This window comes from Pigmentiphaga sp. MLSB6-MA01, from assembly GCF_058793475.1.
The window spans coordinates 63,618-87,816 of sequence record NZ_JBXAFV010000009.1; the positions used below are offsets into that span (position 1 = coordinate 63,618).

Annotated in this window: 23 protein-coding genes and 1 pseudogene; 15 read left to right on the forward strand and 9 right to left on the reverse strand. The window is 68.5% G+C overall.

All coding sequences use genetic code 11. The features are described from left to right. Window positions 1-62: 62 nt before the first annotated feature. Window positions 63-845, forward strand: coding sequence for an MBL fold metallo-hydrolase (locus AC1Q6E_RS15890; RefSeq protein WP_296555707.1), 783 nt, complete (start codon window positions 63-65; stop codon window positions 843-845). 112 nt (window positions 846-957) lie between these two features. Here AC1Q6E_RS15890 and AC1Q6E_RS15895 read toward each other — a convergent pair whose 3' ends face one another. Both AC1Q6E_RS15895 and AC1Q6E_RS15900 read right to left on the reverse strand, forming a co-directional pair. Next, window positions 958-1,182 carry a hypothetical protein gene (locus tag AC1Q6E_RS15895; RefSeq protein ID WP_296555702.1) on the reverse strand — a complete coding sequence of 75 codons (225 nt, stop codon included), beginning with the start codon at window positions 1,180-1,182 and terminating at the stop codon, window positions 958-960. 261 nt (window positions 1,183-1,443) lie between these two features. Then, window positions 1,444-1,734 carry an ArsR/SmtB family transcription factor gene (locus tag AC1Q6E_RS15900; protein WP_152799723.1) on the reverse strand — a complete coding sequence of 97 codons (291 nt, stop codon included), beginning with the start codon at window positions 1,732-1,734 and terminating at the stop codon, window positions 1,444-1,446. Between the two features lie 139 nt (window positions 1,735-1,873). Here AC1Q6E_RS15900 and AC1Q6E_RS15905 point away from each other — a divergent pair, with 139 nt between their 5' ends. The 3 genes from AC1Q6E_RS15905 (at window position 1,874) to AC1Q6E_RS15915 (ending at window position 4,656) form a co-directional block, all read left to right on the forward strand. Continuing rightward, complete coding sequence (locus tag AC1Q6E_RS15905) at window positions 1,874-3,481, forward strand: ATP-binding protein (protein ID WP_152799517.1); 1,608 nt, start codon at window positions 1,874-1,876, stop codon at window positions 3,479-3,481. Next, the gene (locus tag AC1Q6E_RS15910) at window positions 3,478-4,095 is read left to right on the forward strand and encodes a response regulator transcription factor (RefSeq protein ID WP_296555699.1); all 618 of its coding nucleotides are present in this window, start codon (window positions 3,478-3,480) and stop codon (window positions 4,093-4,095) included. Before AC1Q6E_RS15905 ends, AC1Q6E_RS15910 begins: the two co-directional genes overlap by 4 nt. Window positions 4,096-4,185: 90 nt before the next feature. Then, window positions 4,186-4,656, forward strand: a complete 471-nt coding sequence (locus tag AC1Q6E_RS15915; RefSeq protein WP_152799515.1) for a GlcG/HbpS family heme-binding protein — start codon at window positions 4,186-4,188, stop codon at window positions 4,654-4,656. An 88-nt stretch (window positions 4,657-4,744) separates the two neighbouring features. Here the strand turns inward: AC1Q6E_RS15915 and AC1Q6E_RS15920 are convergent, their stop codons facing one another. Beyond that, window positions 4,745-5,899, reverse strand: coding sequence for a JmjC domain-containing protein (locus tag AC1Q6E_RS15920; RefSeq protein ID WP_152799512.1), 1,155 nt, complete (start codon window positions 5,897-5,899; stop codon window positions 4,745-4,747). A 107-nt stretch (window positions 5,900-6,006) separates the two neighbouring features. Between AC1Q6E_RS15920 and AC1Q6E_RS15925 the strand changes: the two genes are divergently transcribed. Further along, window positions 6,007-6,582: an FKBP-type peptidyl-prolyl cis-trans isomerase gene (locus AC1Q6E_RS15925; RefSeq protein ID WP_492573129.1), complete on the forward strand. Its 576-nt coding sequence runs from the start codon at window positions 6,007-6,009 to the stop codon at window positions 6,580-6,582. 28 nt (window positions 6,583-6,610) lie between these two features. Here AC1Q6E_RS15925 and AC1Q6E_RS15930 read toward each other — a convergent pair whose 3' ends face one another. The 5 genes and pseudogenes from AC1Q6E_RS15930 to AC1Q6E_RS15950 all read right to left on the reverse strand — a co-directional run bounded on the left by AC1Q6E_RS15930 (window position 6,611) and on the right by AC1Q6E_RS15950 (window position 11,939). Next, window positions 6,611-7,648 (reverse strand): hypothetical protein, encoded by a 1,038-nt coding sequence (locus AC1Q6E_RS15930; RefSeq protein WP_492573084.1) that lies wholly within the window; start codon window positions 7,646-7,648, stop codon window positions 6,611-6,613. Next, window positions 7,645-10,269: a DNA mismatch repair protein MutS gene (mutS, locus tag AC1Q6E_RS15935; protein WP_492573085.1), complete on the reverse strand. Its 2,625-nt coding sequence runs from the start codon at window positions 10,267-10,269 to the stop codon at window positions 7,645-7,647. The genes AC1Q6E_RS15930 and mutS overlap by 4 nt, the downstream gene beginning before the upstream one ends. A 133-nt stretch (window positions 10,270-10,402) precedes the next feature. Then, complete coding sequence (locus AC1Q6E_RS15940) at window positions 10,403-11,209, reverse strand: arylamine N-acetyltransferase family protein (protein WP_296555695.1); 807 nt, start codon at window positions 11,207-11,209, stop codon at window positions 10,403-10,405. 72 nt (window positions 11,210-11,281) lie between these two features. Beyond that, a pseudogene (locus AC1Q6E_RS15945) lies at window positions 11,282-11,632 on the reverse strand (YkvA family protein); the annotation flags it as partial. 31 nt (window positions 11,633-11,663) lie between these two features. Continuing rightward, window positions 11,664-11,939 carry a metal/formaldehyde-sensitive transcriptional repressor gene (locus AC1Q6E_RS15950; protein ID WP_152799503.1) on the reverse strand — a complete coding sequence of 92 codons (276 nt, stop codon included), beginning with the start codon at window positions 11,937-11,939 and terminating at the stop codon, window positions 11,664-11,666. A 70-nt stretch (window positions 11,940-12,009) separates the two neighbouring features. Here AC1Q6E_RS15950 and dmeF point away from each other — a divergent pair, with 70 nt between their 5' ends. From dmeF to AC1Q6E_RS15970, 4 genes are all read left to right on the forward strand, one after another. Beyond that, the gene (dmeF, locus tag AC1Q6E_RS15955; protein ID WP_492573086.1) at window positions 12,010-12,978 is read left to right on the forward strand and encodes a CDF family Co(II)/Ni(II) efflux transporter DmeF; all 969 of its coding nucleotides are present in this window, start codon (window positions 12,010-12,012) and stop codon (window positions 12,976-12,978) included. A gap of 345 nt (window positions 12,979-13,323) precedes the next feature. Then, entirely contained in the window at window positions 13,324-14,214 is an 891-nt protein-coding gene (locus AC1Q6E_RS15960) for a ParB N-terminal domain-containing protein (protein WP_296555705.1), read from the forward strand. A 170-nt stretch (window positions 14,215-14,384) separates the two neighbouring features. Then, window positions 14,385-15,533 (forward strand): DUF4382 domain-containing protein, encoded by a 1,149-nt coding sequence (locus AC1Q6E_RS15965; RefSeq protein WP_492573130.1) that lies wholly within the window; start codon window positions 14,385-14,387, stop codon window positions 15,531-15,533. Between the two features lie 20 nt (window positions 15,534-15,553). Further along, window positions 15,554-15,763 carry a hypothetical protein gene (locus tag AC1Q6E_RS15970; protein ID WP_152799493.1) on the forward strand — a complete coding sequence of 70 codons (210 nt, stop codon included), beginning with the start codon at window positions 15,554-15,556 and terminating at the stop codon, window positions 15,761-15,763. A gap of 64 nt (window positions 15,764-15,827) precedes the next feature. Here AC1Q6E_RS15970 and AC1Q6E_RS15975 read toward each other — a convergent pair whose 3' ends face one another. Further along, window positions 15,828-16,937, reverse strand: coding sequence for an alkene reductase (locus tag AC1Q6E_RS15975; RefSeq protein WP_152799491.1), 1,110 nt, complete (start codon window positions 16,935-16,937; stop codon window positions 15,828-15,830). Between the two features lie 176 nt (window positions 16,938-17,113). Between AC1Q6E_RS15975 and AC1Q6E_RS15980 the strand changes: the two genes are divergently transcribed. The 6 genes from AC1Q6E_RS15980 (at window position 17,114) to AC1Q6E_RS16005 (ending at window position 24,191) form a co-directional block, all read left to right on the forward strand. Next, window positions 17,114-18,295, forward strand: coding sequence for an HPP family protein (locus AC1Q6E_RS15980; protein WP_492573087.1), 1,182 nt, complete (start codon window positions 17,114-17,116; stop codon window positions 18,293-18,295). A 186-nt stretch (window positions 18,296-18,481) separates the two neighbouring features. Continuing rightward, window positions 18,482-20,140, forward strand: a complete 1,659-nt coding sequence (locus tag AC1Q6E_RS15985) for a putative bifunctional diguanylate cyclase/phosphodiesterase (protein WP_296555693.1) — start codon at window positions 18,482-18,484, stop codon at window positions 20,138-20,140. Between the two features lie 20 nt (window positions 20,141-20,160). Next, on the forward strand, window positions 20,161-21,648 hold the full coding sequence (locus AC1Q6E_RS15990) for an HDOD domain-containing protein (RefSeq protein WP_152798261.1): 1,488 nt from the start codon (window positions 20,161-20,163) through the stop codon (window positions 21,646-21,648). After that, entirely contained in the window at window positions 21,645-22,649 is a 1,005-nt protein-coding gene (locus AC1Q6E_RS15995; protein WP_492573088.1) for a DUF2157 domain-containing protein, read from the forward strand. Before AC1Q6E_RS15990 ends, AC1Q6E_RS15995 begins: the two co-directional genes overlap by 4 nt. Beyond that, window positions 22,646-23,683 carry a DUF4401 domain-containing protein gene (locus AC1Q6E_RS16000; RefSeq protein ID WP_492573089.1) on the forward strand — a complete coding sequence of 346 codons (1,038 nt, stop codon included), beginning with the start codon at window positions 22,646-22,648 and terminating at the stop codon, window positions 23,681-23,683. The genes AC1Q6E_RS15995 and AC1Q6E_RS16000 overlap by 4 nt, the downstream gene beginning before the upstream one ends. Then, complete coding sequence (locus tag AC1Q6E_RS16005; RefSeq protein ID WP_296555690.1) at window positions 23,676-24,191, forward strand: GDYXXLXY domain-containing protein; 516 nt, start codon at window positions 23,676-23,678, stop codon at window positions 24,189-24,191. The genes AC1Q6E_RS16000 and AC1Q6E_RS16005 overlap by 8 nt, the downstream gene beginning before the upstream one ends. Window positions 24,192-24,199: the final 8 nt, after the last annotated feature.

Consider the following 24,199-nt stretch of genomic DNA (forward strand, 5'->3'; position numbering starts at 1 on the left):
CCGCCCCCTTGGGGGTGAGCGGCCGAAGGCCGCCCGGGGGTGGGCCTCCTAGGGTGGGTTCCATTCGCTACACGAGTCTTGGCAGCGGCAGCGAGGGCAATGCCCTCGTCGTCGAGGCCAGGGAAGGGACGTCGGTGACCCGCGTCATGATCGACTGCGGGTTCGGATTGCGGGAGGTCGAGCGGCGCTTGCTCGGCCGCGGCATCGAACCTTCGTCGCTGGACGGCATCCTGGTGACGCACGAGCACGGCGACCACATCGGCGGCGTGTTCCGGCTGGCGCGCCGCCATGGCATTCCCGTGCATCTGACCACCGGCACGCGCGCCGCGGTGGCGGCCCGCATTCCCGAGGGCATGACCGCCATCTGCTGCGACAGCCATACCGCCTTTTCCATCGGCGGTTTGCGCGTGCAGCCGTTTCCGGTGCCCCACGATGCCCGCGAGCCAGTGCAGTACGTGCTGGACGACGGCCAGTGGCGGCTGGGCGTGCTGACGGATCTGGGCGAGGGCACGCCGCATGTCCATCGCACGCTGTCCGGCTGCGATGCGCTGGTGCTCGAATGCAACCACTGCCCGGACATGCTGGCGCGCAGCGATTACCCCGTTTCCTTGAAATATCGGATAGCTGGCCGCTACGGCCATCTTTCCAACGCGGCGGCGGCCGAGATCCTGCGCGTGGTGGATCGGTCGCGGCTGAAATTCCTGCACGCGGCCCATCTCAGCAAGACAAACAATGTCCCGGAACTGGCGCGTGCGGCGCTTGCGCCGATATTGGGGTGGCAACCCGGGGAAATCGGCGTGGCCGACCAGGACACAGGATTCGACTGGGTGGACCTGGGGCGATGAAGCGCGATGAAAAAAGCCCCCGGGTGACGGGGGCTTTTTTGTAGCCGCGTTGGCGGCTGTCTATTTGTCGAAACCCGGGGCCGGCGGGGCCGACCGGGTTTCCACGTTCGACTTACTGCTGCTGGGCGGGAGCCGGGGCGGCAGGGGCCTGGTCGGCGGGAGCGGCGGGCTCGGCGGGGGCCGGAGCAGCGGGCTCGGCCGGGGCGGGCGCGGGCTCAGCCGGGGTGGTGACGGCCGGAGGAGTCGATTCGGCGGGGGCCGGAGCAGCTTCTTCCTTCTTGCCGCAAGCCGACAGGGCGATTGCCAGCAGCGAGGCCAGGAGCAGGGTCTTCTTCATGATCTCTTTTCCTTTGAGGTGTCAGTCGTAATACACAAACCAGAAATAGCGCTATTTCCCGTTCTTACCCAAACAAGGCCGCTGTGTGCCTGCCGTTATTCGAGCACGGGTAAATTCTATCAGCGTCTCTAGGTATTTTCCATGGTGGAGGCTGGAAGTAAGATTTGCGTAAGCAATTTGTGTATCCGATCCGTCAATAGTGTGCGTAAGGGTTTCGTTTTGTGGTTTTTGGCGCACATCCTGGTCGGACACCCTGGCGGGTCAAAGCTTCCGGAGCAGGTCGATCAGCGTGGCGATGGCTTCTTCGTTGCGCTTGTAGAACACCCATTGCCCGATGCGCCGGGTGGTGACAAGGCCGGCACGCTGTAGCGTGGCCAGGTGGGCGGACACCGTCGACTGGGACAGTCCGCAGCGTTCGAACATGCCGGCGCAGACACCGACTTCGAGCGGGTGTTCCTGCCCGGCAAAGTGGCGTTCGGGCTCCTTGAGCCATTGCAGAATGTCGCGCCGCACCGGATGCGCCAGCGCCTTGATGGTGGCGTCGAGATCCATGATGAGAAAAACGGTATTGGCGAAGAATATCGCCATGGGTCGAATTATAGATCGCCTATATGCGATATTGCCGTGATACAAGTGCCTCCGCGATGCCAGCGCGGCTACGCCGGGGCGCCCGCAAGTACTATCTACATCCATGATGAAACGTCAATCCGCGATGGCCGCCCTCCTGGCGGGGGGCTGGCTCGTGCTGGTCCTGGCCGGGTCGGCCGTGCTGTACCGCCAGGCCCTGGACAGGCTGCGCATGGACCTGGACGGCGCGGCCGATGCCGTGGCCGGGCTCGTGTCGCAGCGCATCGCGCAGCACGATGCCCACCTGACCAGCATGGCGGCGCTCGCGCAGCGGTCCGATCGCATCCTGCTCGACGAGATCGGGCAGGTGGCGGGAGCCATCCGCGCGTTCTATCCGCGTATCGAGGGGGTGGACCTGATCGGCTGGGAAACCCCCTCGTCCGAGGCCGGCTGGCGCACGCTGGTGTCCAGCCGCCAGCCGGGACTCGCGCCCCTCGTGCCGCGAAGCCTGGCCCGGGTGGTCGCGGCGGCTCAGCCCGGCCGGCCGGTCAGCACGGTACCGGAGCCGGGCCAGTCCCGCTACCTGCTGGTCAAGCGCCTGCCGCCCGCCGTGGGCCGCCTGGCGCTGGTGCTGACCGTGGACCTGGAGGAACTGGTTGCTTCCAGGGAACTGCCTGCGGGGACGCAGCTGGCGCTCCGTCTGGGCGACGCGGCGGCCATGGTGGCCAATGATGCCGCCGCGCCCGGAGCCGGGCTGCATCCGCCCGCCATGGAGGCGGTACGCATGCTGGACAATGCCGGGCAGCCCATCGAGCTGCGCCTGTCCCGCCATCCTGGATGGGGCGATCTGGCGCTGGGCAGGCCGCTGACGGTGCTGGTACTGGTGTCCCTGGCCTTGCTGGCGCTGGCGGTCTTGCTGGCCGTGCAGCGGCGCCGCGCCGTGCAGGCGCGGGGCGAGGCCGAACGGGCCCGCCAGGCGGGGCGGCTGAGCAAGCAGGAGGCGACCCTGGCGCATGCGGCGCGGGTCAACGCGATGGGGGAAATGGCCTCGGGCATCGCGCACGAGTTGAACCAGCCGCTGACCGCGCTGCTGAGCCAGAGCCAGGCCGCGCTGCGCCTGGCCGGCCTGCCCGGCGTAGAGCCGGAGGCCATGCGCCGCGTGCTGGAGGCCAATGTGCAGCAGGCCCGCCGGGCCGCGGACATCCTGGCCCGGATGCGTGCCTATGTTGGCGCCAGTCCACCCGCGGCCCAGGCGTGCGATCTGGGCGAGGTCGCCGCCGACATGGTCGCGCTGATGCGCGCGGATCTGTCGGCGCGCGGCGTGCGCCTGGATACAGAGGTGGCCGTGCCGCCGCCGGTGGCGTGGGTGGACCGGGTGCAGGCGGGGCAGGTGATGCACAACCTGATCCGCAATGCCGCCGAGGCATTGGGTTCGGTGCCTCAAGAGCGGCGGCGCATCGTGCTGGGCATCGACGAGGCCGATGGCATGGCGCGCATCGTGGTCGGCGACGACGGCCCGGGGGTGGCGCCCGGCATGTTGCCGCATATCTTCGAGCCGTTCCGGTCCGACAAGGAAGACGGCATGGGGCTGGGACTGGCCATCTGCGAAAGCATCGTCCATCACTTCGACGGCAGCATCTCGGCGGCCAATCGACCCGAGGGCGGCGCGCGGTTTATCGTGCTGTTGCCGCTGGCCGGCGCCCGGCGGACCTCACAGGAATCCATGCCGTGACCTACCAGCCCCCGGTCTATCTCGTCGACGATGATCGCGCCGTGCGCGACGCGGTAGCGCTGCTATTGTCCACCTATGGCCTGCGCGTGGAGACCTTCGCCCATCCGCTGGATTTCCTGGCCCGTCAATCGCAGCTGGAGCCGGGCTGTATCGTGCTGGACCTGCGCATGCCAGCCATCACGGGCCTGCAATTGCAGCAGAAACTCCAGGAGTCGGGCTGCGGCTGGCCCATCGTCCTGCTTACCGGCCATGGCGACATGCAGGCATGCCGGCGGGCCTTCAAGGCGGGCGCGGTGGATTTCCTGAGCAAGCCCGTGGACGAGCATGTGCTGATGGAGGCGATCAACACCGCCTTCGCCGCGCTGGCCCGCTATCGCGAGTACCACGAGCAGCGAGCGCTGCTCGCGCGCCTGACCGAGCGAGAGCGCCAGGTGCTGGCCCTGGTGGGGCAGGGCTACGCCACCAAGGAGATCGCCGCGGCGCTGGAGCTCTCTCCGCGTACCGTCGAAACCCATCGTGCCCACATTTCCGAGAAGATAGGCAGCACGTCCGTGGTGGAGTTCGCCCGCCTGGCGCGGGCAAGCCAGGAACCCGGGGCCGGGGGGAATCCGTAGGGCTACGGATGCCGGTGCGTAGCCGGCAGGATGGGCGGCGGGCGCGGCCGCAAGCACACTGCGGATGTCGATTCCACAGGAGGAAAAACGATGTCCCGTCTGCTCAAAACCCTGTTCGTCCTGGCCGCTTGCGCCGGCTCCAGCGCCTATGCGCAAACGCCCGCGTCGCTGACGCTGTCCCAGGCCACCGAACTGGCCCAGGCTGCCGTGCAGGCCTGCGCGGCCAAGAACTACCAGGTCGCCGCCACCGTGGTCGACCGCGGCGGCAACGTACTGGCCATGCTGCGCTCCGACCTGTCGGGTCCGCACACCGCCGACGCCTCGCGCCGCAAGGCCTATACCTCGCTGACGATGCGCGCGCCTACCTCGGCGCTCGCCAACGCCATCGAGAACAATCCCGGTGCGCGCCAACTGGTGGCGATCAACGACTTCCTGATCCTGGCGGGCGGCGTGCCCATCAAGGCCGGCAACGACACCATCGGCGCGATCGGCGTCGGCGGCGCGCCGGGCGGCAACCTGGACGAGGAATGCATCAACGTCGCGCTGGCCGCCCGCAAGTAAGCGAAGCCGCGAGGCAGGCGGTGCCCCGTCCCGGGGCGCCGCGGATCCGGCTCCGCCGGTCCGCGAGCAGAGCCCCCGGGGGGGCGCGTCAGCGCGCCGGGGGGGACCAACGGATCCAGCCGGCTTCCAGCCATTCCTGCAGGGCCGCGCGCGCGTCGTCGTCCGGTTCCGCCGATGCGCACGCCAGGCGCCGCCGGTCCGCCAGTCCGCGCAGGGCCGGGGTTGCATCGATCTCGGCCCTTTCGCCGTTGATGAACAGCATCCGGCCGCGGTGGACCATCAGCGTGCGGCGATCCAGCACCAGCTCGCCCGATGACGGCCAGTCCGTGTCCAGATCCGGCAGCGTCGCGGGGTCGGGGGTATCGAACACGACCTCGGGCTTGGGCTCGGTCAACCAGCAGCCCAGGTAGCGCGACGCCAGCGCCGTGTCGAATTTCACCGCCGATACGGCGGCCAGCGCGGCTTCGATCATGGCCTCGGGCAGGGCCGCGGGCTGCCGCACCGCGGGTTGGCCGGCATCCTTGTAGTGGCCGCGCAGCGCCGGGGGCGTTCGGTCCGCCAGCGATTCCGAGGCGAACTCCAGCATGCCGCGCGCCAACTCGGCCCGCGACGGCGACCGGAAGCCGATCGATATCGTCATGCAGTCGTCGCCTTCGGCGATCCCGTCGTGGGCGTAGGCGGGCGGCAGGTACAGCATGTCGCCCGCTTCAAGCACGAACTCCTCGGTGGGTTCGAAGCGGCGCAGGACCCTGAGCGGCGCGTCGGGATCCAGTTCCAGGTCGCGCTGGCGGCCGATGCGCCAGCGCCGGCGGCCGCTGGCCTGCAGCAGGAAGACGTCGTAGCTGTCGAAGTGCGGGCCCACGCCGCCCCGGTCGGTGGCGATGCTGATCATCACGTCGTCCAGCCGGGCATCGGGAATGAAGCGGAACCGCGCCATCAGCTCGGCCGCGGCATCGTCATGCAGGTTGACGCCCTGGACCAGCAGCGTCCATTCCGGTTCGCGCGCTGGCGGCAGCCGCCCGAACGGGCCGCGCTCCATCTGCCAGGCGCCTTGCTCGCGCCACACCAGCCGGGACTCGACGTCGTCCCGGCGGGCGAGCCGCTTGACCTGGGCGATGGACAGCGGCGGCCGGAAGTTCTCGAAGGCGCCGCGTATCAACAGCGGCTTGCGTTGCCAGTGGCTCTGCATGAACCGGGACGGCGAGAGGCCGCCCAGGAGTCGGGAGGGAAGATCGGGATTCATGATGGGGATGCGCGGGTCCGGAAAGGGCGGGGCCAGCCTGTAGAATGAAGGCTATCCAACGTATACGGGAAACCAAGATTATGACCGCTTCCAACAGCGATCCGGCTCTGGCCGTCGGCGAGAATACCGTCGTCACCGTCGAGTTCTGGATCATGAACACGGACGGGGAAGCGCTCGATGACAGCGGTGGCCCCGTGAGTTTCCTGCATCGCGGGCTCGACAGCCTGCTGCCCCGGCTGGACGACGGTCTGGAGGGCAAGGCCGCCGGTTTCGAGCAGACTTTCCACCTCGAGCCGAGCGATGCGTTTGGCGACTACGATCCGGAATTGCTGCGGGTCGAGCCGCGCTCACGCTTCCCCGAGCCGATCGAGATCGGCATGCAGTTCGAGGGCGTGCCCGGCGACACCGAGGACGAAGGGGAAACCGATGTCGAGCCCGACGACGGCGAGAGCGACGAAGACGCGTTGATCTTCTCGGTGACGGACCTGACCGACGACAAGGTGGTGCTCGATGCCAACCATCCCTATGCCGGCATGGCGCTGCGCGTGCGGATCAAGTTGCTGGAGGTACGCCCGGCCGAACCGGAGGAGGTCGAGCAGGGATACGCGGACAGCGACGACGAGGACGAGGATGTTCTCGATGCGTTGATCGAGGCCCGGCGCAACCCCGGTACGCTGCACTGAGTCGTGGTGGCTGCGCCCGGCGGTTTTCCTAGCGGGGCTGCGGAGGGCGCAGCACCGTGCTGGCGTTTTCTATCCTGAAAACGTCGCGGTTGCCCGGCTCCACGCTCACCTTGCGCCAATGGGCGGGCCCGGGGGCGCCGTGTGTCATCACGCGCGTCACGTTTTGCAATGTCTTGCCGTTGAACTTGACCGGATGGTCCGACAGGGCGCGGCTGGCGCGGCCGCGGTCGGGCGACGGCCCGCCGCCGTGGACGACCAGGACCTGGCCCGCGTATTTTGATGCCAGCCGGGCGAGATCCGTCTTCAGCGTCGCGTACGGATCGATGCCGCCTGCGAGCGTGTGGCGGCCTTCGAAATGCGGGTCTGCCGAGAAGGCCACGACCAGTCCGCGTGTCTTGAGCCGCGTCGCGGCCGTGAAGGCCTGCCGCAGCCACGAGGAATCGGCCTGGATCCGTTCCTCGTATTCGCCGTTGCGGCCCGCGCCCGTCCGGTAGTTGTTGTGGTTGCCCGGGACGTTGAGCGTGACGAACAGCACGTCGCCGTATTCCCACCGCGCATTCTCCGGGTAGCCGCGAAAGCTGGCGGTCTCGCTCTGGCGCTGCAGGTCCAGCTTGAGCATGCCCAGCGAATCGTCCGGTTCGAAGAACAGCTCGCGCAGCCGGTTCAGGCGCTCGACCGGCCCGAACTGCCCGGCGGCGGGGCGGTCGCAATCGGCCCAGTCGTTCTCGCCCGGGGCCAGCACCAGCGGGACCGGGCTGCCGTCCAGCAGGGCGTGCCGGCGGGCGTAGGTCCTGTCGTCGCAGCGCTCGTCGCGTCCCTTGATGTTGCCCGTATGGATGGCCAGATCGGTCTCGGTGCCGAACTGGGCCAGCATCTGGGTGACGATGGTTTCCTCTGCGTCGTGCGCGGGGACGTCGCCCAGCAGCGCGAAGGCGAAACCCTGGCGGGCCGCATAGCCCGATTCGGCATTGGTGGTGGCCCGCATGGGCGCTATCGGCGCGCACGCCAGCGCCACCGCCAGCAGCAGGCGGGACCAGGGGGCGAGGCGCGTCGGCGTGGCGATCATTGCGGTTGGGCCAGGCCCTTGAGCCGGTAGAGTGCGTCCAGCGCCTCGCGCGGGCTGAGACGGTCCGGATCGATGCCGTCCAAGGCCTCCCGCACGGCTTCCTGGGCATGGTCCCGCGCCAGCTCCATCGCCTGCGCCTCGGCGGCCTCGTCCTGCGGCGGCGCGAACAGCGCCATCTGCGGAACCTGGGCGCCTTGCGTCTCCAGTTTTTCCAGTTCACGCCGCGCCATGCGCACGACCGCGGCGGGGATGCCCGCGCGCTGCGCGACCTGGATGCCGTAGCTGCGGCTTGCCGGGCCCTCGCGCACTTCGTGCAGGAAGACGATGCCCTTGTGCGACTCGGCCGCGGCAAGGTGGACGTTGGCGACCTCGGGACGCACGGAAGGCAGGCGGGTCAGTTCGAAATAGTGGGTGGCGAACAGGGTCAGCGCGCGGTTCTGCGACACGAGCTGGAAGGCGATCGCCCAGGCCAGGGCCAGCCCGTCGTAGGTCGACGTCCCGCGGCCGATCTCGTCCATCAGCACCAGGCTGTCCGAGGTGCTGGAAGCCAGGATGGCGGCGGCCTCGATCATTTCCATCATGAACGTGGAGCGTCCGCCCGCGAGGTCGTCGGCCGCGCCGATCCGGGTGAAGATGCGATCGATGCGGCCGATGCGCGCGGCCCGTGCCGGTACGAAGCTGCCGATGCGCGCCAGCAGCACGATCAGCGCGGTCTGGCGCATGTAGGTCGATTTACCGCCCATGTTCGGACCGGTGATCAGCAGCATGCGGCGGGTTTGCGACAGCCGGCAGTCGTTCGGCGTGAAGCGTTCGATGACGCGCTCCACCACCGGATGGCGGCCCTGCTCGATGTGGATCTCGGCGGCCTCCATCAGTTCGGGGGCGACCCAGTCGTTGGTGCGGGCATGGAAGGCGAGGGCGGCCAGCACGTCGATCTCGGCCAGTGCCGCCGCCGTCCGCGTCAGGGCGCGCACGTGCGGTGCCAGGGTATCCAGCAACTGCTCGTACAGCCATTTCTCGCGCGCCAGCGCGCGGTCCTGGGCGGACAGGATCTTGTCTTCCCAGGTCTTGAGTTCGGGGGTGATGTAGCGTTCGGCGTTCTTGAGCGTCTGCCGGCGGCGGTAGTCGTCGGGGACCTTGTCGGTCTGGCCGCGCGTGACCTCGATGAAGAAGCCGTGAACCCGGTTGAACTCCACGCGCAGATTGGCGATGCCGGTACGTTCCCGCTCGCGCTTTTCCAACTGGACCAGGAATTCGCCGCTGTGCGATTCGAGCGCGCGCAGTTCGTCCAGTTCGGCGTCGAAGCCGGCGGCGAGCACGCCGCCGTCGCGGACGTTGACGCCGGGCTCGGCGGCGACGGCGCGCGCCAGCAGCTCGCCGATGGCGGGATCGGGCGCGAGCTGGGCGGCCAGCTCGGGCAGCCGGGCCTGGGTGTCGGCCGACAGCATCGAGCCTTCGCCGGCCAGGCGCAGCACCATGGCATGCAGGCCGGGCAGCAGCGCGAGCGCGTCGCGCAGGCTGGCCAGTTCGCGCGGCCGCGCCGACCGCAGGGCCACGCGCGCCGCGATACGCTCCACGTCGGGCAGGGGCGACAGGGCTTCCTGCAGCAGGCGCGGGTCGCCGCCGTCGAGCAGGGTCTCGATGGCGCGCAGGCGGGCGGCCGCGGGGTCGTTGTCGCGCAGGGGGTGGTGCAGCCAGCGGCGCAGCAGCCGGCTGCCCATGGGCGTCTGGCAATGGTCCAGCACCGAGAACAGCGTGGGGGATTCCTCGCCGCGCAGGGTTTCGGTCAGCTCCAGGTTGCGCCGGGTGACGGGGTCGAGCAGCACGTACTGGCTGGCGCGGTCGGCGGTCAGTTGCTGTACGTGCGCCAGCGCCTGGGACTGTGTGTTCGAGACGTAGCGCAGCAGCGCGCCGGCGGCGCAGATGGCCTCGGGCATGTCCTCGACGTCGAAGCCGGCCAGCGAGTCGGTGCCGAAGTGGTTCAGCAATTGCTGGCGGGCGCCGCTGGTCTCGAAATGCCAGACCGGCACCGGACTGATGGGGGCGCTGAAATCGACCGGCAGCGGCTGGCCCTCGGCCAGGATCACTTCCGCCGGCGAGATGCGATGCAGCTCGCTCGCCAGCAGGGCCGGCGCGCATTCGGTCAGGCGGAATTCACCGCTGGCCAGGTTCAGCCAGGCGACGCCTACGCGGCCGGTCTTGCCGTTGCCCGGCTGGACGGCGGCGACGGCGCGGTCGGCCTTGGCCGGAAGCAGGGCTTCGTCGGTCAAGGTGCCGGGCGTCACGATACGGACGATACGGCGTTCCACCGGCCCTTTCGAGGTGGCGGGATCGCCGATCTGCTCGCAGATCGCGACCGACTCTCCCAGCTTGACCAACCGGCCCAGATACTGCTCGACGGCATGGAAGGGCACACCCGCCATCCGTATGGGCACGCCATTGGAGGCGCCGCGCGTGGTGAGCGTCAGGTTCAGGAGACGCGAGGCTTTTTCCGCATCGTCGTAGAACAGCTCATAGAAGTCGCCCATGCGGTAGAACAGCAGCAGAGGGCCGGCTTCGGCCTTCAGGCGGAGATACTGCTGCATCATGGGGGTGTGTGCGCTGGTATCTGCTTTTTCCATCAAAAATCAATAGGTTATGTTCGTCGTGGCGCCGAATCGGGGCAGGTTCGAAGCGAAGGATCCGCATGCGCAAGAAATGGCATTGTAGTGAGGGCTGGCCGGTGGCCCCACTATGCGGATTTGAAAACAAAGGTCAGATCCGGATCGACCGCAGTACGCCGATGGGCAGGTCGATCCCGAAATGCCCGCGCAGCGCCGCCTGGAGCGCCGGCGTGTCGTCCAGCACCTGTTCCCGGGCACGGCCGTCGGCTTCCCGGGTTTTCAGGACCCTGCCGGACAACGTTACCCGGCGGCCTTCGGGCAGTGCCCGCGCCGCGGTGAGTCCTTGCAGGAAGTGCGAAGCGGGATGCGTGCTGGTGTACCAGTTCGCCACCTGGCGATCGACCATGGGCATGTCGTCGCCGGTGAACTCGTAGACATCGACCCACTGGCCGGCATGCAACACCTGGTGGAACCATTTGCCGTCCTCGCGCACCAGGCGTCGCATGTCGTGCGGCGTGGCCTGGGTGACGCCGTCCTCCAGGCGCAGCGCGCGCGTGAGCGAGGTCGCGCCGACGCCGACGTCGGTGATCCAGTCCTGTCCGTCGATGGCGACCGCCAAGGTCAGGTGCGTACGCTGCGGCAGGATGCCGCGGTCGGTGGTTCCCAGGCGCACCCGCGCTCCCAGGGGGCGGACCGCGAAGCCAAGCCGCGCGAGCAGTTCCAGGAACAGGCCGTTCAGTTCGAAACAATAGCCGCCGCGGTGTCCGGCAATGAGCTTGTCGTACAGACTCTGGGGTTCCAGGTCGATGGTCCGGCCCAGCAGCACGTCTATGTTCTCGAACGGGATGGATCGCGAGTGGGCGCAGGTCAGCGCGTCCAGCACCGCGGCCGAGGGCTCCCGGGAGCCCTGGTAGCCGAGTCGTGCCAGATACGCGTCGATGTCGAACTGATTGTCCACCGGGTCTCCTTGTCCATGCCCGCGGATGCCGCTCGCCCGGTCACGCGGACGAGAGTCGAGCGGGAACAGGCCCTAGACGAAGGCTAACAGGAGAAGGGCCGCGGCGAGTACCCATATCGCAATGAACACCGCCGCCGCCACCCGGCTGACCGGCCTGTTCGAGCGTTCCGCCGCGGCTGCCCGGAATTCGGCCATCAGCTCCGCGGGAATGAGGCGCACGACGAGCAGGATGCCGAGGGGGACGATGATCAGGTCGTCCAGGTATCCCAGCACGGGGATGAAGTCGGGGATGAGGTCGATGGGCGAGACCGCGTAGGCGGCCACCAGCAGGGCGAGCACCTTGGCGATCCAGGGGGTCCGGGGATCCCGGGCCGCCAGCCATATCGCGACCACATCCTGTTTGATGTTTCGTGCCCACTGCCTCATCTGCTTGATCATCGTGCGCGTCCGGGAGTTACTTCATGTAAGACCGCACGGCGGCCACCACTTCTTCGAGGTCGGCCGCCCGGACATCGGCTGGTACATCGCCGCGGCCCAGGTGTTCTCGGATATGCCCCTCCAGTACCTCGGCCATGAGCCCGTTCACCGCGCCCCGTATCGCGGCGATCTGCTGCAGGATCGCCACGCATTCCGCCTGCTGCGCGAGAGCGTTCTCCAGGGCCTCGGCCTGTCCCCTGATCCGGCGGACCCGCGTCAGAAGCTGCTTTTGATTGTGGGTGGTGTGGGCCATTGGCAGCATTCTCTTTCGTTGAACTATACTGGGGTATAGTATATGCGATTATCCGGAACGAGCCCACTTCATGTCGACATCCGCCACTCCCCAGAACTGGACCCACGGCCACGTCTTCGATGAAGGGAATCCTTTGGCCGAACGCAATACCCGCCGGGCGGTCCTGCTTACCGCAGCGATGATGGTCGTCGAGATCCTGGGGGGCTACGTCTTCAATTCGATGGCGCTGCTGGCCGATGGGTGGCACATGAGTTCGCACGCCCTGGCGCTCGGCCTGGCGGTGCTGGCGTACGGTGCGGCGCGCCGCTACGCGAACGACGGGCGCTTTGCCTTCGGGACGTGGAAGATCGAAGTGCTGGGCGGCTATACGAGCGCCCTGTTCCTGATCGGGGTGGCGGTCCTGATGCTTTACGAGTCCGTCGAGCGGCTGATGGCCCCCACGACGATCCACTACGATCAAGCCATCGCCATTGCGGCGGTTGGCCTGGCCGTGAATCTCGCATGCGCCTGGCTGCTGAAGGACGGGCACCACGGCCATGGCCACGACCACGGGCACGGGCACGGGCACGCCCACGGCGGCGATCTGAATTTGCGCTCTGCCTACCTGCACGTCATCGCCGACGCCGCCACGTCCGTGCTGGCGATCATTGCCCTGTTCGGCGGCAGGTTCTGGGGAGCGGCGTGGCTGGATCCCGCCATGGGCATCGTCGGCGCCGCCTTGGTTGCCGCCTGGGCGTATGGCCTGCTGCGTGCCTCGGGCAAGGTCCTGCTCGATGCGGAGATGGATGCGCCGGTCGTGGCCGAGATCCGGGAGGTGGTCGAGGCGTGCCCGTTCAAGGCGACGATCACCGATCTGCACGTCTGGCGGGTGGGGAAGGGCGGGTACGCCTGCATCCTGGGCGTGGTCACCGATACGCAGGCGACCCCTTCCCATTTTCGGGAAGCGCTGGCCATCCATGAAGAGCTGGTGCACGTCACCGTGGAGGTCAATCGCATACCGGCCGTTCCTTTCGGCGCGCCACCTGGATCTTGTCGCTGATCTTCACCCAGATTTGGCGACCTGGTCATTGCCGTTGTCGTACATGAAGGCCAGGATGAGCCGGGCCTGCCCGAGCCGATGGCGCTGTATCGTCCGGCACCCACCATGCATGCGCAGGAGCGCGAGGGCTTGCGCGTGCTGCAGCGTACCGGCAAGGATATCGATCGCGTGTTCTGCACCTCCGATCTCCTGGCCGCGGAAATGATAGCGGCCCGGGCCAACGGGCAACGGCCGGCGAAATCGGTCGTGGGGGTCGGACTCCGCGTCGCGGCGCGTGATGCGTCCGGGACGGCCGCGAGCCGCCGGGTCGATTACACTCCCGGCCGATCCGCAATGAAGGTTTGCATGGAAATAGAGATCAACGAAGAGCTGCGGGCCTACATCGATCCGCTGAGCCAGGACGAATACGCCGCGCTGGAGGGGAGCCTGCTTGCCGAAGGCTGCCGCGATGCGCTGGTGCTGTGGGGCAGCGTGCTGGTCGATGGCCACAACCGCTACGGCATCTGCAAGAAGCATGGCATCGAGTTCCGGACCGTGCAGAACACGACGTTCCGTTCGATGGACGACGTGCGGCTCTGGATGATAGACAACCACCTGGGCCGGCGCAGCATTTCCGACTACCAGCGGGGCGTGCTGGCCTTGCGCAAGAAAGACATCCTGCAGATGCGGACGGCGGCGGATGGGCTGGCTCCCGCCGCATCCGCGGATGCGGCCGAGGCGCCGTCAGGGCCGGAGCGGGGCGGGTCCGCCGAGCCGGTCCGGCCCGCCCTGGCGACGCGCGAGGCCGTGGCGCGGGCCGCGCGGCTCAGCACGGCGACCGTCGGCCAGATCGAGAAGATCCAGAAGGCGGCGGCGCCCGAGTTGGTGGAGGCGGTCAAGTCCGGGACCATCTCGATCAGTGCCGCGGCGGCGGTCGCCACGCTGCCGGCCCAAGAGCAGGTGGTGGCGGTGGCCGGCGGCAAGGACGAGCTGCGGCGCGCCGCGCGCCAGGTGCGCGAGAAAAAGTCCAGGCCCAAGGACGACGAGGCGTCCTCCGGAACGGAGGGTGCCGAGGGCGAGGCGGATCTGCCGCCAGAGAGCACGGACGTGGACGAGCTGCAGCGCCTGGTGCGCGCCCTGAGGGCCGAGAACGCCGATCTGAAACGCCGGGTGGCGAATCTGACCGTGGCGTTGAAGGAAGCGCGTGGCGCGAAGGGAGGGGGCGACACCGGCCGCGAGGCGCCTCGGGAGGGTTGACGCGGGGCCCTTGGGGCTATGTTCCGGCCGATGTAACGTCGCCACCTCGCCGCACTTACAGAGCTTACATGTAGATTACACGGCCGCAGGACCGCCAGCCGTATGCTCGCCCCGCGTTCACGCTTTACCGAAAGGAGGTCGTCGTGGCGAACAAGAGAATGGCGTACGGCATGTTGGCCCTGGGCTGTGCGGGGGCACTGGGATTGGCGGCATGCGGCGGCGGGGACGGTTCGTCCGCTCCGGCCCAGGGCACGCTGCAAGTTTCGATGACCGATGCGCCCGCCTGTGGCTTCGATCACGTCTTCGTAACCGTCAGTAAGATCCGTGTGAACGGCAAGCCGAACGTCGACGACAGCGGGTCGGGCTGGGTGGATATCCCGGTGACTCCCGCCCGGCGGATCGACCTCCTGTCGCTGACCAACGGCGCCATGGCCGCATTGGGCAAGGCAGCGTTGCCGGCGGGTGATTATCAGCAGATCCGCCTGGTATTGCAGGCCAATGCCGGCAAGCCCTACGCGAACGCGGTGGTGCAGACTGGAGGCGGCGGAGACGAGATCGCGCTGACCACGCCCAGCGCGTCGCAAAGCGGCTACAAGATCATCCGGCCGTTCACCGTTGCCCCGGATACGCTGACCGATCTCGTGCTGGACTTCGACGCCTGCAAGTCCATCGTCGCGCGCGGCAATGGGGGGTTCAATCTCAAGCCGGTGGTGACCGCGATTCCCATCGTGGTGAGCGGCAAGGTGGTCGGTTATGCCCCGGCCGGTTCGCGTGTCTATGCCGAGCGCGGCGGCGAAGTCGTCAAGGGCACCGTGGCCACGAGCGAAGGCGTGTTCACGCTGTCCCCCATCGAGCAGAGCAGCACGACCGGCAACGTCGACGTCGTGGTGGTGCCGCCGGCATCGGCCGCGCGCGGCGTGGGCATCATCCGTTCGGTGCCGGTGGTGGCCGGAGCCAGCACGACGGTCTCCACGCCGACGGCGCCCATCGTTCCACCGCCGTCGACCTTCAACACCGTGTCGGGTACCGTGACGCCGCTGAGCGCCGAAGCGTCGCTGCGCGCCCTGCAGACGACGGGCGGGGCGAAGTTCGAAGTGGCTTCCACGTTCGCCAGCCTGACGACCGGTGCCTATGGCATGAACCTGCCCGCCGCCGCACCGGTGGTCGGCACCTACCAGACCACGCTGCCCATTCCCCTGGTCCCGGACGCGACCGTGGCGGGGCGCTACACGATAGAGGCCACTACCTCGACGGGCGCCGTGAAGTCCTCGTCCGTCGACATCGGTGCGGGACCGGCAACGCGGGACTTCGCGTTCTGATCCGTACACAAGGAGCAATCATGAAATTCATCCTGACAGCCATCGTCGCCGCGACCGCGCTGGGCGGATGCGCGGTGTACACCCCGGGAGGCGCCGTGGTGGCGCCGGCGCCGGGTTACTACTACGATTCGCCGGGGTATTACTACGATTATCGGCCGGCCTACCGGGGCGGCTACTATCCCGGTCCGCGCTTCTGCCCGCCGGGGCAGGCCAAGAAAGGCCGCTGCTAGCGCGGCCGTGCAGGGGGGCGTGCCGCGTGCGGCTTTGCCCCCCCTGGGTGCCCGTCCGGGTCGATCAGGCGAGCGCCGGGTAGTCGATGTACCCCTTTTCCGTGCCGCCGTAGAACGTGGCGTTGTCCGGGGCATTGAGCGGAGCGCGTTCGCGCAGGCGGCGCACCAGATCGGGATTGGCGATGAACAGCTTGCCGAATGCCACGAGATCCGCGGCCCCGCTTTCGACCGCCTGCTCCGCGGCCGCGCGGTCGTAGCCGTTGTTGGTCATCCAGGCGCCCTTGCCGCCGGCTTCTGCGTAGGCGGTTTTCAGCGCGGCGTAGTCGAACGGCGCGTCGCCCTGGCGGTAGTCGCGGGCACCACCCGTCGCGCCTTCGATGACGTGGACGTAGGCCAGCCCGTAGCCGGCCAGCTTGCGCACCACGTAGTCGAACAAGGGCTGGGGCTCCGGATCCGAGGCATCGTTGGCGGGCGTGACGGGCGAGATGCGGATGCCCGTGCGGCCGGCCCCGATCTCGCCGGTGATGGCGTCCAGGACTTCCGTCAGCAGGCGCGCCCGGTTTTCGATGGCGCCCCCATAGGCGTCGTCCCGGTGGTTGCTGCCCGAACGCAGGAATTGATCGATCAGGTAACCGTTGGCGGCGTGCAGTTCGACGCCGTCGAAGCCGGCCTCGATGGCGGCGCGCGCGGCGCGCCGATAATCGGCGACGATGCCGGGCAATTCGTCCAGCCGCAGCGCGCGCGGTTCGGATGTCGGGGCGAAGCCGCCGCCGTCCGGCCCGACGAGGTAGGTCTTGGCGTTGGCGCGGATGGCCGACGGCGCCACCGGCGCGCCGCCGTCCGGCTGCAGCGAGGTATGCGATACCCGTCCCACGTGCCAGAGCTGGACGACGATCTTGCCGCCCTTGGCGTGGACCGCATCGGTCACGCGCCGCCAGCCGGCCAGTTGTTCTTCCGAATACAGGCCGGGTACGTCGGCATAGCCCTGGCCCTGGTGGCTGATGGCGGTGGCTTCCGTGATCAGCAGGCCGGCGCTGGCGCGCTGGCTGTAATAGGTGGCCGTGACGGGCTGGGGCACGGCCCGCGGCGAACGGTTGCGGGTCAGCGGAGCCATGACGATACGGTTGGCGAGCTGGAGGTCGCCGGCGGTGATCGGGTCGTATAGCGTGGTCATAGGGAATCCTGGCGAAGCTGTGGGCTGAGTCATATCGATGAGTGGCGAATTATATATCGCAAGATAACGATATATGCTCATGCCCGTTATCGCAGAGGGGGCATCCGGTGGGTGGGGAAAGGGTGCAAATCCGGTACTATGCCCGGCTGGTCTTCGTCTGCCCGCGCCGTCGTTCCATGTCCGATCGTTCCGCTTCCTCCCGGTTTTTCCCGTCGTTGCCCGCTTTCTCTGTTTCCGCGCTGCGCACCTGGCTGCGCTCGTTCCGGCCGGGCCGCATGCGCATCAATGGCAGGGAGCGCCTGCGCATCGTGCTGGGGGCGCTGGCGGGGGTCTTGTTGGCCGCCTGGGCGAGCCGGACGATGGCCGGGGAACTGGGGGCCGCGGCCTGGATGGTCGCGCCGCTGGGCGCGAGCGCGGTGCTGGTGTTCGCGGTGCCGGCCAGCCCCCTGGCCCAGCCGTGGTCGGTGATAGGCGGGAACACCCTGTCGGCGCTGGTGGGCATCGCCTGCGTCAATCTGGTCGGCGATCCCGTCCTGGCGGCCGGGTTGGCGGTGGGCGGCGCCATCGTGGTCATGCTGTCGCTGCGCTGCCTGCATCCCCCGGGCGGCGCCGCCGCCCTGACCGCGGTGCTGGCCCAGGCCGTGGACTACCGTTTCGCGCTGTTTCCGGTATTGACCAATTCCGCGCTGCTGATCATGGTCGGCCTGGCCTACAACAGCCTGACCGGGCGCCGATACCCCCATGCCCAGGCCAAGCCCGTGCCCGGGTCGGGGTCCCGCTTCACGGCGGCGGACCTCGATGCCGCGCTGGCGCACTACAACCAGGTGCTGGACATCAGCCCCGACGACCTGGAGAGCCTGCTGCATCAGGCGGAAGCGGCCGCCTACCGGCGCAGCCTGGGAGAATTGCGCTGCCGGGACATCATGACGCGCGAGCCGTTCAGCGCCGCGCAGGATATGTCGCTCAAGGAGGCCTGGGCCTTGATGCGGCAGCACCGCATCAAGGCGCTGCCGGTGGTCGACCGGGCCCGGGGCGTGGTGGGCATCGTGACGGTGGCCGATTTCATGCGGCAATTGGAGATGGACCGGCCCGAGGGGTGGGGAGGGCGGCTGCGGGCGCTGGTCGGCTTTGCCCCGGCGGGCGGCGGGCGTCCCAGGATCATTTCGCAGATCATGACCCGGCAGGTCCGGGTGGTGAGCGCCAGCCGCTACGTGATCGAGCTGATTCCCATGTTCGCCGACGGCGGCCATCACCACATTCCCGTGATCGACGAAGAGCGGACGCTGGCCGGGATCATCACGCAAACCGATCTTGTCAAGGCCCTGTCGCGGGCGATTGGAGCCGGAAGAGAGGCATGATTTGGCGTCTTTTCCGCGGTGATGGACACCTTAATTTGACGGCGGATGCGTCGTTAATACCGTTGCAAGTACGTTGACCGGAGACAGGCCCCGCTATCGTCCAGCTGTCCAGGCGTGGTTCCGGGTCTCCCTTGAGCCCGTCCCTCCATGCGACTTGATACTTTAGACCGCGTTTGCGCCGATCCGGTGGCCTCTTTCGAAAGCGCCATCGATTTCTTCGCGCGCATCGATCAGCAGGGCCGGTTCCTGTACATCTCCGAACCGGGGCTGGCATTCATCGGCTATCACCGCGAATACCTGCGCATCGTGACCTTGCGCGACCTGGTCCCGCAGGAAGACGCGCCCCTGCTCGAAGCCTGCCTGCGGCAGGCCCAGCACACGGGCGAGGTGCAGAAGTGCACGCTGCACCTGATCAAGACACTGACCTACCCCCGGTTGGTCGAGCTGCGCGTCGCGCCGGATGCGACCGGGTCCGGACAGTTGCTGGTGGTCGGCCACGACGTCTCGGCCTGGGCCGACAACGAGCAGTGCCTGACCTACGCCATGTACCACGACGTGCTGACCGGGCTCGACAACCTGGCGTCGGCGCGCCACGAGATCGAGCGCGCCAAGCAGGAGGCGCTGGACAAGGGCTTTCGCGTGGCCCTGCTGCAGATCGACATCGACGAATTCCATCGCGTCAACCAGGCCTTCGGCTACGAGGCCGGCGACCGCATCCTGCACGAGACGGCGCTGCGGCTCAAGAACGCCTGCCATGCGCGGGAGTTCGTGGCGCGCTGCTATAGCGACGCTTTCCTGATACTGCTGCGCGACGTGCCTGATCGCGACTACGTCGAGGAGTTCGCGCGCCGCATCTCCGATGCGATCCAGCTCCCCTATTCCCACGAAGGGCAGACGCTGCAACTGTCGGTGCGCATCGGCGCCGTGCTGTTCCCCGATCGGGTGAATGGCTGCGACCAGTTGCTGTACCACGTGGACGAGGCGCTGGCGCAGGCGGGCCGCAACCGTGGCTACAGCTTCGCCTTCTACGAGCGGCGCGAGGCCGGCAACCGGCCCGACACGCTCCGGCTGGAATCCGACCTGCACAGCGGCATCCGCAACGGCGAATTTTCTCTGCATTACCAGCCCATCGTCGAGGCGCGCAACGGCGAGGTAGCGGGCATCGAAGCCCTGATGCGCTGGCATCACCCGGTCCTGGGCCCGGTCTCGCCGGAGGTCTTCATCTCGTTGGCGGAATCGGCGGGGCTCATCAATTTCCTGGGCGGATGGGCCCTGAAGAACGCCTGCATGCAACTCATGCAGTGGGATGCGCGCGGCATCCACCTGCAATACGCCAGCGTCAACGTCTCGGCCCAGCAGTTCCGCGACAAGCGTTTCCCCGCGGCGGTGCGCGAGGCATTCAAGCTGACGGGGCTGGCGCCCCGGCGCATCGTGCTCGAGATCACCGAAAGCGTGCTGATGGAGGACCCCGCCCACGCCAAGACGCTGCTCGAGGAATTGACCGATCTGGGGGTACGCTTCGCCGTGGACGATTTCGGCACCGGCTATTCCAGCCTGGCCTATCTGCAGAGCTTCCCGCTGGCCGCGCTGAAGATCGACCGCCGTTTCATCAGCAATCTGCCGTCGTCGCGCAACGACCAGGCCATCGTCGACGCCATCGTGGGGCTGGCCGGCACGCTGGGCCTGGACCTGGTGGCCGAAGGTGTCGAAACCGAGGCCCAGCGCGACCTGCTGGTGGCCAGCGGTTGCGAATTGATCCAGGGCTGGCTGGTCTGCAAGGCTCTGCCCATCAACGAACTGGCGCATAAATTCGAGACCGGCGAGCTGCGGCCGCTGGCGAACTGACGCCAGAAGACGGATTTTTCATGCCGGACATCCAACAACGCCATGCGTTGACCCGCAAACTGTGGTCGCGCATCAACGAGCGCGGCGATTTCCCGCTGCTGTCCGATTCCCTGCGCGCCACCATCTCCGCAATGAAGGGGGACGACCACGACATCACGGCGCTGGTCCAGATCGTGCTGTCGGATTTCACGCTGACGCAGCGCGTCATCCGGCTGGCCAACTCGGCCATGTACATGGCGTTCGGCGGCAATATCACCACCATATCCCGGGCGCTGGTCGTGCTTGGCATCGAGGCCGTGGGCCATCTGGTCCTGGGGCTCAAGCTGGTCGACCATTTCCAGCAGTCCCATCTGCAACTGCAGCGGCTCGACGCCAAGCTGGAGCTGAACCGGGCGATGCTGGCGGGCTGCGTGGCGCGCAAGGTATGCGAGGTGCGCGAGCTGATGACCAGCGAGGAAGCGGTGGTGTGCACGCTGATGCGCCAGCTCGGCAAGTTGCTGTGCATCTTCTACCTCGAGAGCGAGTGGACCCAGATCCGGGAGCACGCCCTGGAGTACCGCCGTACCGAGGACGAGGTGTCGGGCGAGGTGCTGGGCATCAGTTTCGAGGAGCTGGGCGAGGACGCGGCCGAGCGCTGGGGCCTGCCGGCAGTGATCCGGCGGGGCATGGAGCCCTTCGACCTGGCCGACCTGCCGGCCGACCAGGATGTCGTCCTGGACCACGACCGGTGGCTGCGCGCGGTGGCCAGCTTTTCGGTGCAGATGTCGCGCAGCATGACCATCGCGGGCGGCGACGTCGAATTGCGCGAGCGCCGGATGCGCGAGACGGTGCAACGCTATGCGCGCGCGCTGTCGGTGGCGCCCGCCATGCTGTACGAGATCATGGAGGAACTGACCCGCGAGCGGGCCAGCCAGCGCTTCATCCAGGAGATCGACGACCTGCACGCCGAGTCGACGCAGGGCGGCTCGCACAACGCCGAACGCACGCTGCGCGAGGGCATGCGCGACCTGCGCTCGCTGCCGTCCGAGCACCACCTGGGGCCGGTGCTGGCCATGGCGTCCGAAGCCATGCTGGCCGGCATGCAGTTCTCGCGCACCATTGTTTTCGTGCGCGACCCGCGCCGCCATACCTTCGAGGCGAGGCTGGGGTTCGGCCGCGGCATCGAGCAGTTGCTCCCCCAACTGCGCTTCAATGAGATATTCTCGGTAGACGTCTTCCACCTGGCCATTACCAATTCAGTGGGAATCTTCATCGAGAACGCCTGCGATCCCAAGTTCAGCGTCCACATCCCGCGCTGGTTCCGCGATGCCGTGCCCGACTCGCACGCCTTCGTGCTGCTGCCCGTGCGCGCCGACAAGGACACGGTGGCGCTGATCTATGGCGATTGGAACAGCGCGCAATTGGCGCGCAAGATCCTGCCCGAGGAAATGGCCGCCTTGAACGAGCTGGCGCGGGAGCTGGGCCGATTCTTCGGCCATGCCCGCGCGGTGGCTCGCGAAGCGCCTTGAGCGGCGGCCGCGGCGCGCTTCATCGCCAGTTGATCGAGCTGGCGCGGCGCCGGGTCTTGTCGGCCCCGGCGGCCGAAGAGGGCCTGCGGCTGGCCGGGGTGCTGCCGGACGGGCCGGCCTGGCGGCGTTTCCTCGAACATGTATGCGCCTACGGCGGCGCGCTGGCTTGCGCCGCCGGCATCGTATTCCTGGTGGCTTTCAATTGGCAGGAATGGCCGCCCATCGCCAAGTTCGCCTTGTTGCAGGCCTTGCTGGCGGCGTCCGCCGTGGTGGCGTGGCGCCTGGGCACGGGGCGCCCGGCGGGCCGGGTGGCGCTGCTGTTCGCGATGATCGTGTGCGGCGCGCTGCTGGCTTATCTCGGCCAGCACTACCAGACTGGGGCCGACAGCTACCAATTGTTCCTGGCGTGGGGCCTGCTCATCCTGCCCTGGGTGGCCGCGTCACGGTCGGCGGCGGCGTGGGCGCTGTTGCTGGTGCTGGCCAACCTGGCCGCGCAGCTTTACGTGGGGCGATTCTCGCCCTTCCTGCTCGATGCGGTCGGAGGAGGGTGGCCACATCCCGCGTTGTTCTGGCTGGATCTGGCCGCCGCCGCGTCGGCGGAATGGCTGGGCGGCCGGCTGGCCGACGGCGGCCGGCGGCGCTTCCTGCCGCGGTTGGCCGGCGCGCTGACGCTGGCTGTCATCGCGGCCGCGCTGTGCGGCGCTCTTTTCGACGCGGGGCGCGGCGCGGGCATCCTGTTCTGGGCCACGCGGGCCGTGATGGCCCTGGTCCTGGCGGGGAGCTTCCTGTTCTACCAATGGCGCCGGGACCTGCCCATGCTGACGCTGTGCTGCCTCGCGGCGATCGCGGTCGCGACCGCGGGGCTGACGCGTTTCCTGGCCGAAGGTGATCCGGGCGAATTCGCGCTGCTCGTCGTCGGCGCTTTCCTGGTCGCGGCTTCGGCGGGCGCGGCCGTGTGGCTGCGCCGCTTGCAGGCCCGGTGGGCGGGAGACGCGGCATGAATGGCTTGCGAGAGATCTGGGGCGCGTTGCGAGGCCGCGGCCTGGTCGAGGGCGACGTTCCGCCCGACATGCCGGCCGGGACGCCGGCGCCCTGGCATGTGCGCCTGATGCTGGGCGTGTGCGGCTGGCTGGGCGGTTTCCTGCTGCTGGTCTTCGTGGGGCTGGTCGTGCCGGACCCTTTCGATTCGCACAGCCTGGCCGTGGCGGGGGTCCCGCTGCTGATCGCCGCGCGCGTCCTGCTGCATGGCCAGCCGCCGGAACTGCGCGCGCAGTTCGCGCTCAGCCTCTGCCTGGCGGGCTACGGCGCCATCGCCGTCGCGTGCTCGACCTGGCTGCCCGATTGGGGCGCTTTCCTGGCGGCCTCGGGGTTGGGGCTGGTCCTGGCCGCGGCCATGCCGAGCGCGATTGCGCGGACCTTCGGCGTCCTGGCTTCGCTGCTGGCGGCCGAAGGATGTTTCCGGGTGCTGGGTTGGCCCAGCCCCGTACCGGCCATCGCGGCCTGGACCTGCGCGGCGGCCTGGCTGGGCGAGACCCGGTTGGCGCACCGCCTGGGGCAGGGCCAGGCGCCGCTGTCCTGGGGCGCGACGCTGGCGTTGTGGGGGCTGGGCCTGGCCGGCGCGCTGCTGCCCGGCATGGACGCGTCCGTGCCGCCCGCCTGGCGTGGCCTCGCCTGGGCCGTGTATCTGCTGGCGGCGTCGCCGCTGGCCTGGGTCGCCTGGCGCCTGTCGGTCCGCGCGCGCCCGGCCGTGCGCGGCTGGACTACCGGCACCGCGTGCGTCCTGGTGCTGGCGGCGGCCTGGGTTCCGGGCGTGGCCTTCGGCCTGATGACCGCGGTGCTGGGCCATGCCCGTGCCCGCACGCCGCTCTGGGTGGGCGGGCTGCTGGTGGCGCTGTGGAGCGTGGGATGGTTCTACTACGCGCAGACCTGGACCCTGCCGCGCAAGGCGGCGGTGCTGCTGGCGCTGGGGGGCGTGCTGCTCCTGGCCTGGCGCGGCATTGCCCGGTTGGGCGCGCCGGAGGGCGGCCATGGGTGAGCGCATGGTCCGTTGGCTGATCGCCGCCGGCCTGGTCCTGGTGCTGGGCCTGGTCAACGCCTCGATCTGGCGCAATGAATCGTTGCTGGCCAGTGGGACGCTGGTGTCGCTGGAACTGGCGCCGGTCGACCCCCGGTCGCTGATGCAGGGCGACTACATGGCGCTGGACTGGGCCGTGGCGCGGGAGCTGCGTCAACGCCTGGGCCGGGACCTGCCCGCGTCGGGTGCCATCGTGGTCCGGCGCGAGGCCGGCTCCAGCCGCGCCGCGCTCGTTCGCCTGGACGACGGTACCCCGCTGGCCGAGCGTGAGAGCCGGCTGGCCTATGCCGTGCGCGGCGCAAGGGTGCGAATTGTGACCGACGCCTATTTTTTCCAGGAAGGGCGTGCCGGGGATTTCGAGCGTGCCCGCTACGGCGCGCTGCGCGTGGACAAGAGCGGGCGGGCGCTGCTGGTCGGCCTGCAGGATGCCGACCTGGGCTGGCTGGGGCCCCGCGGCAAGCAGCCGTAAGGGCCCGG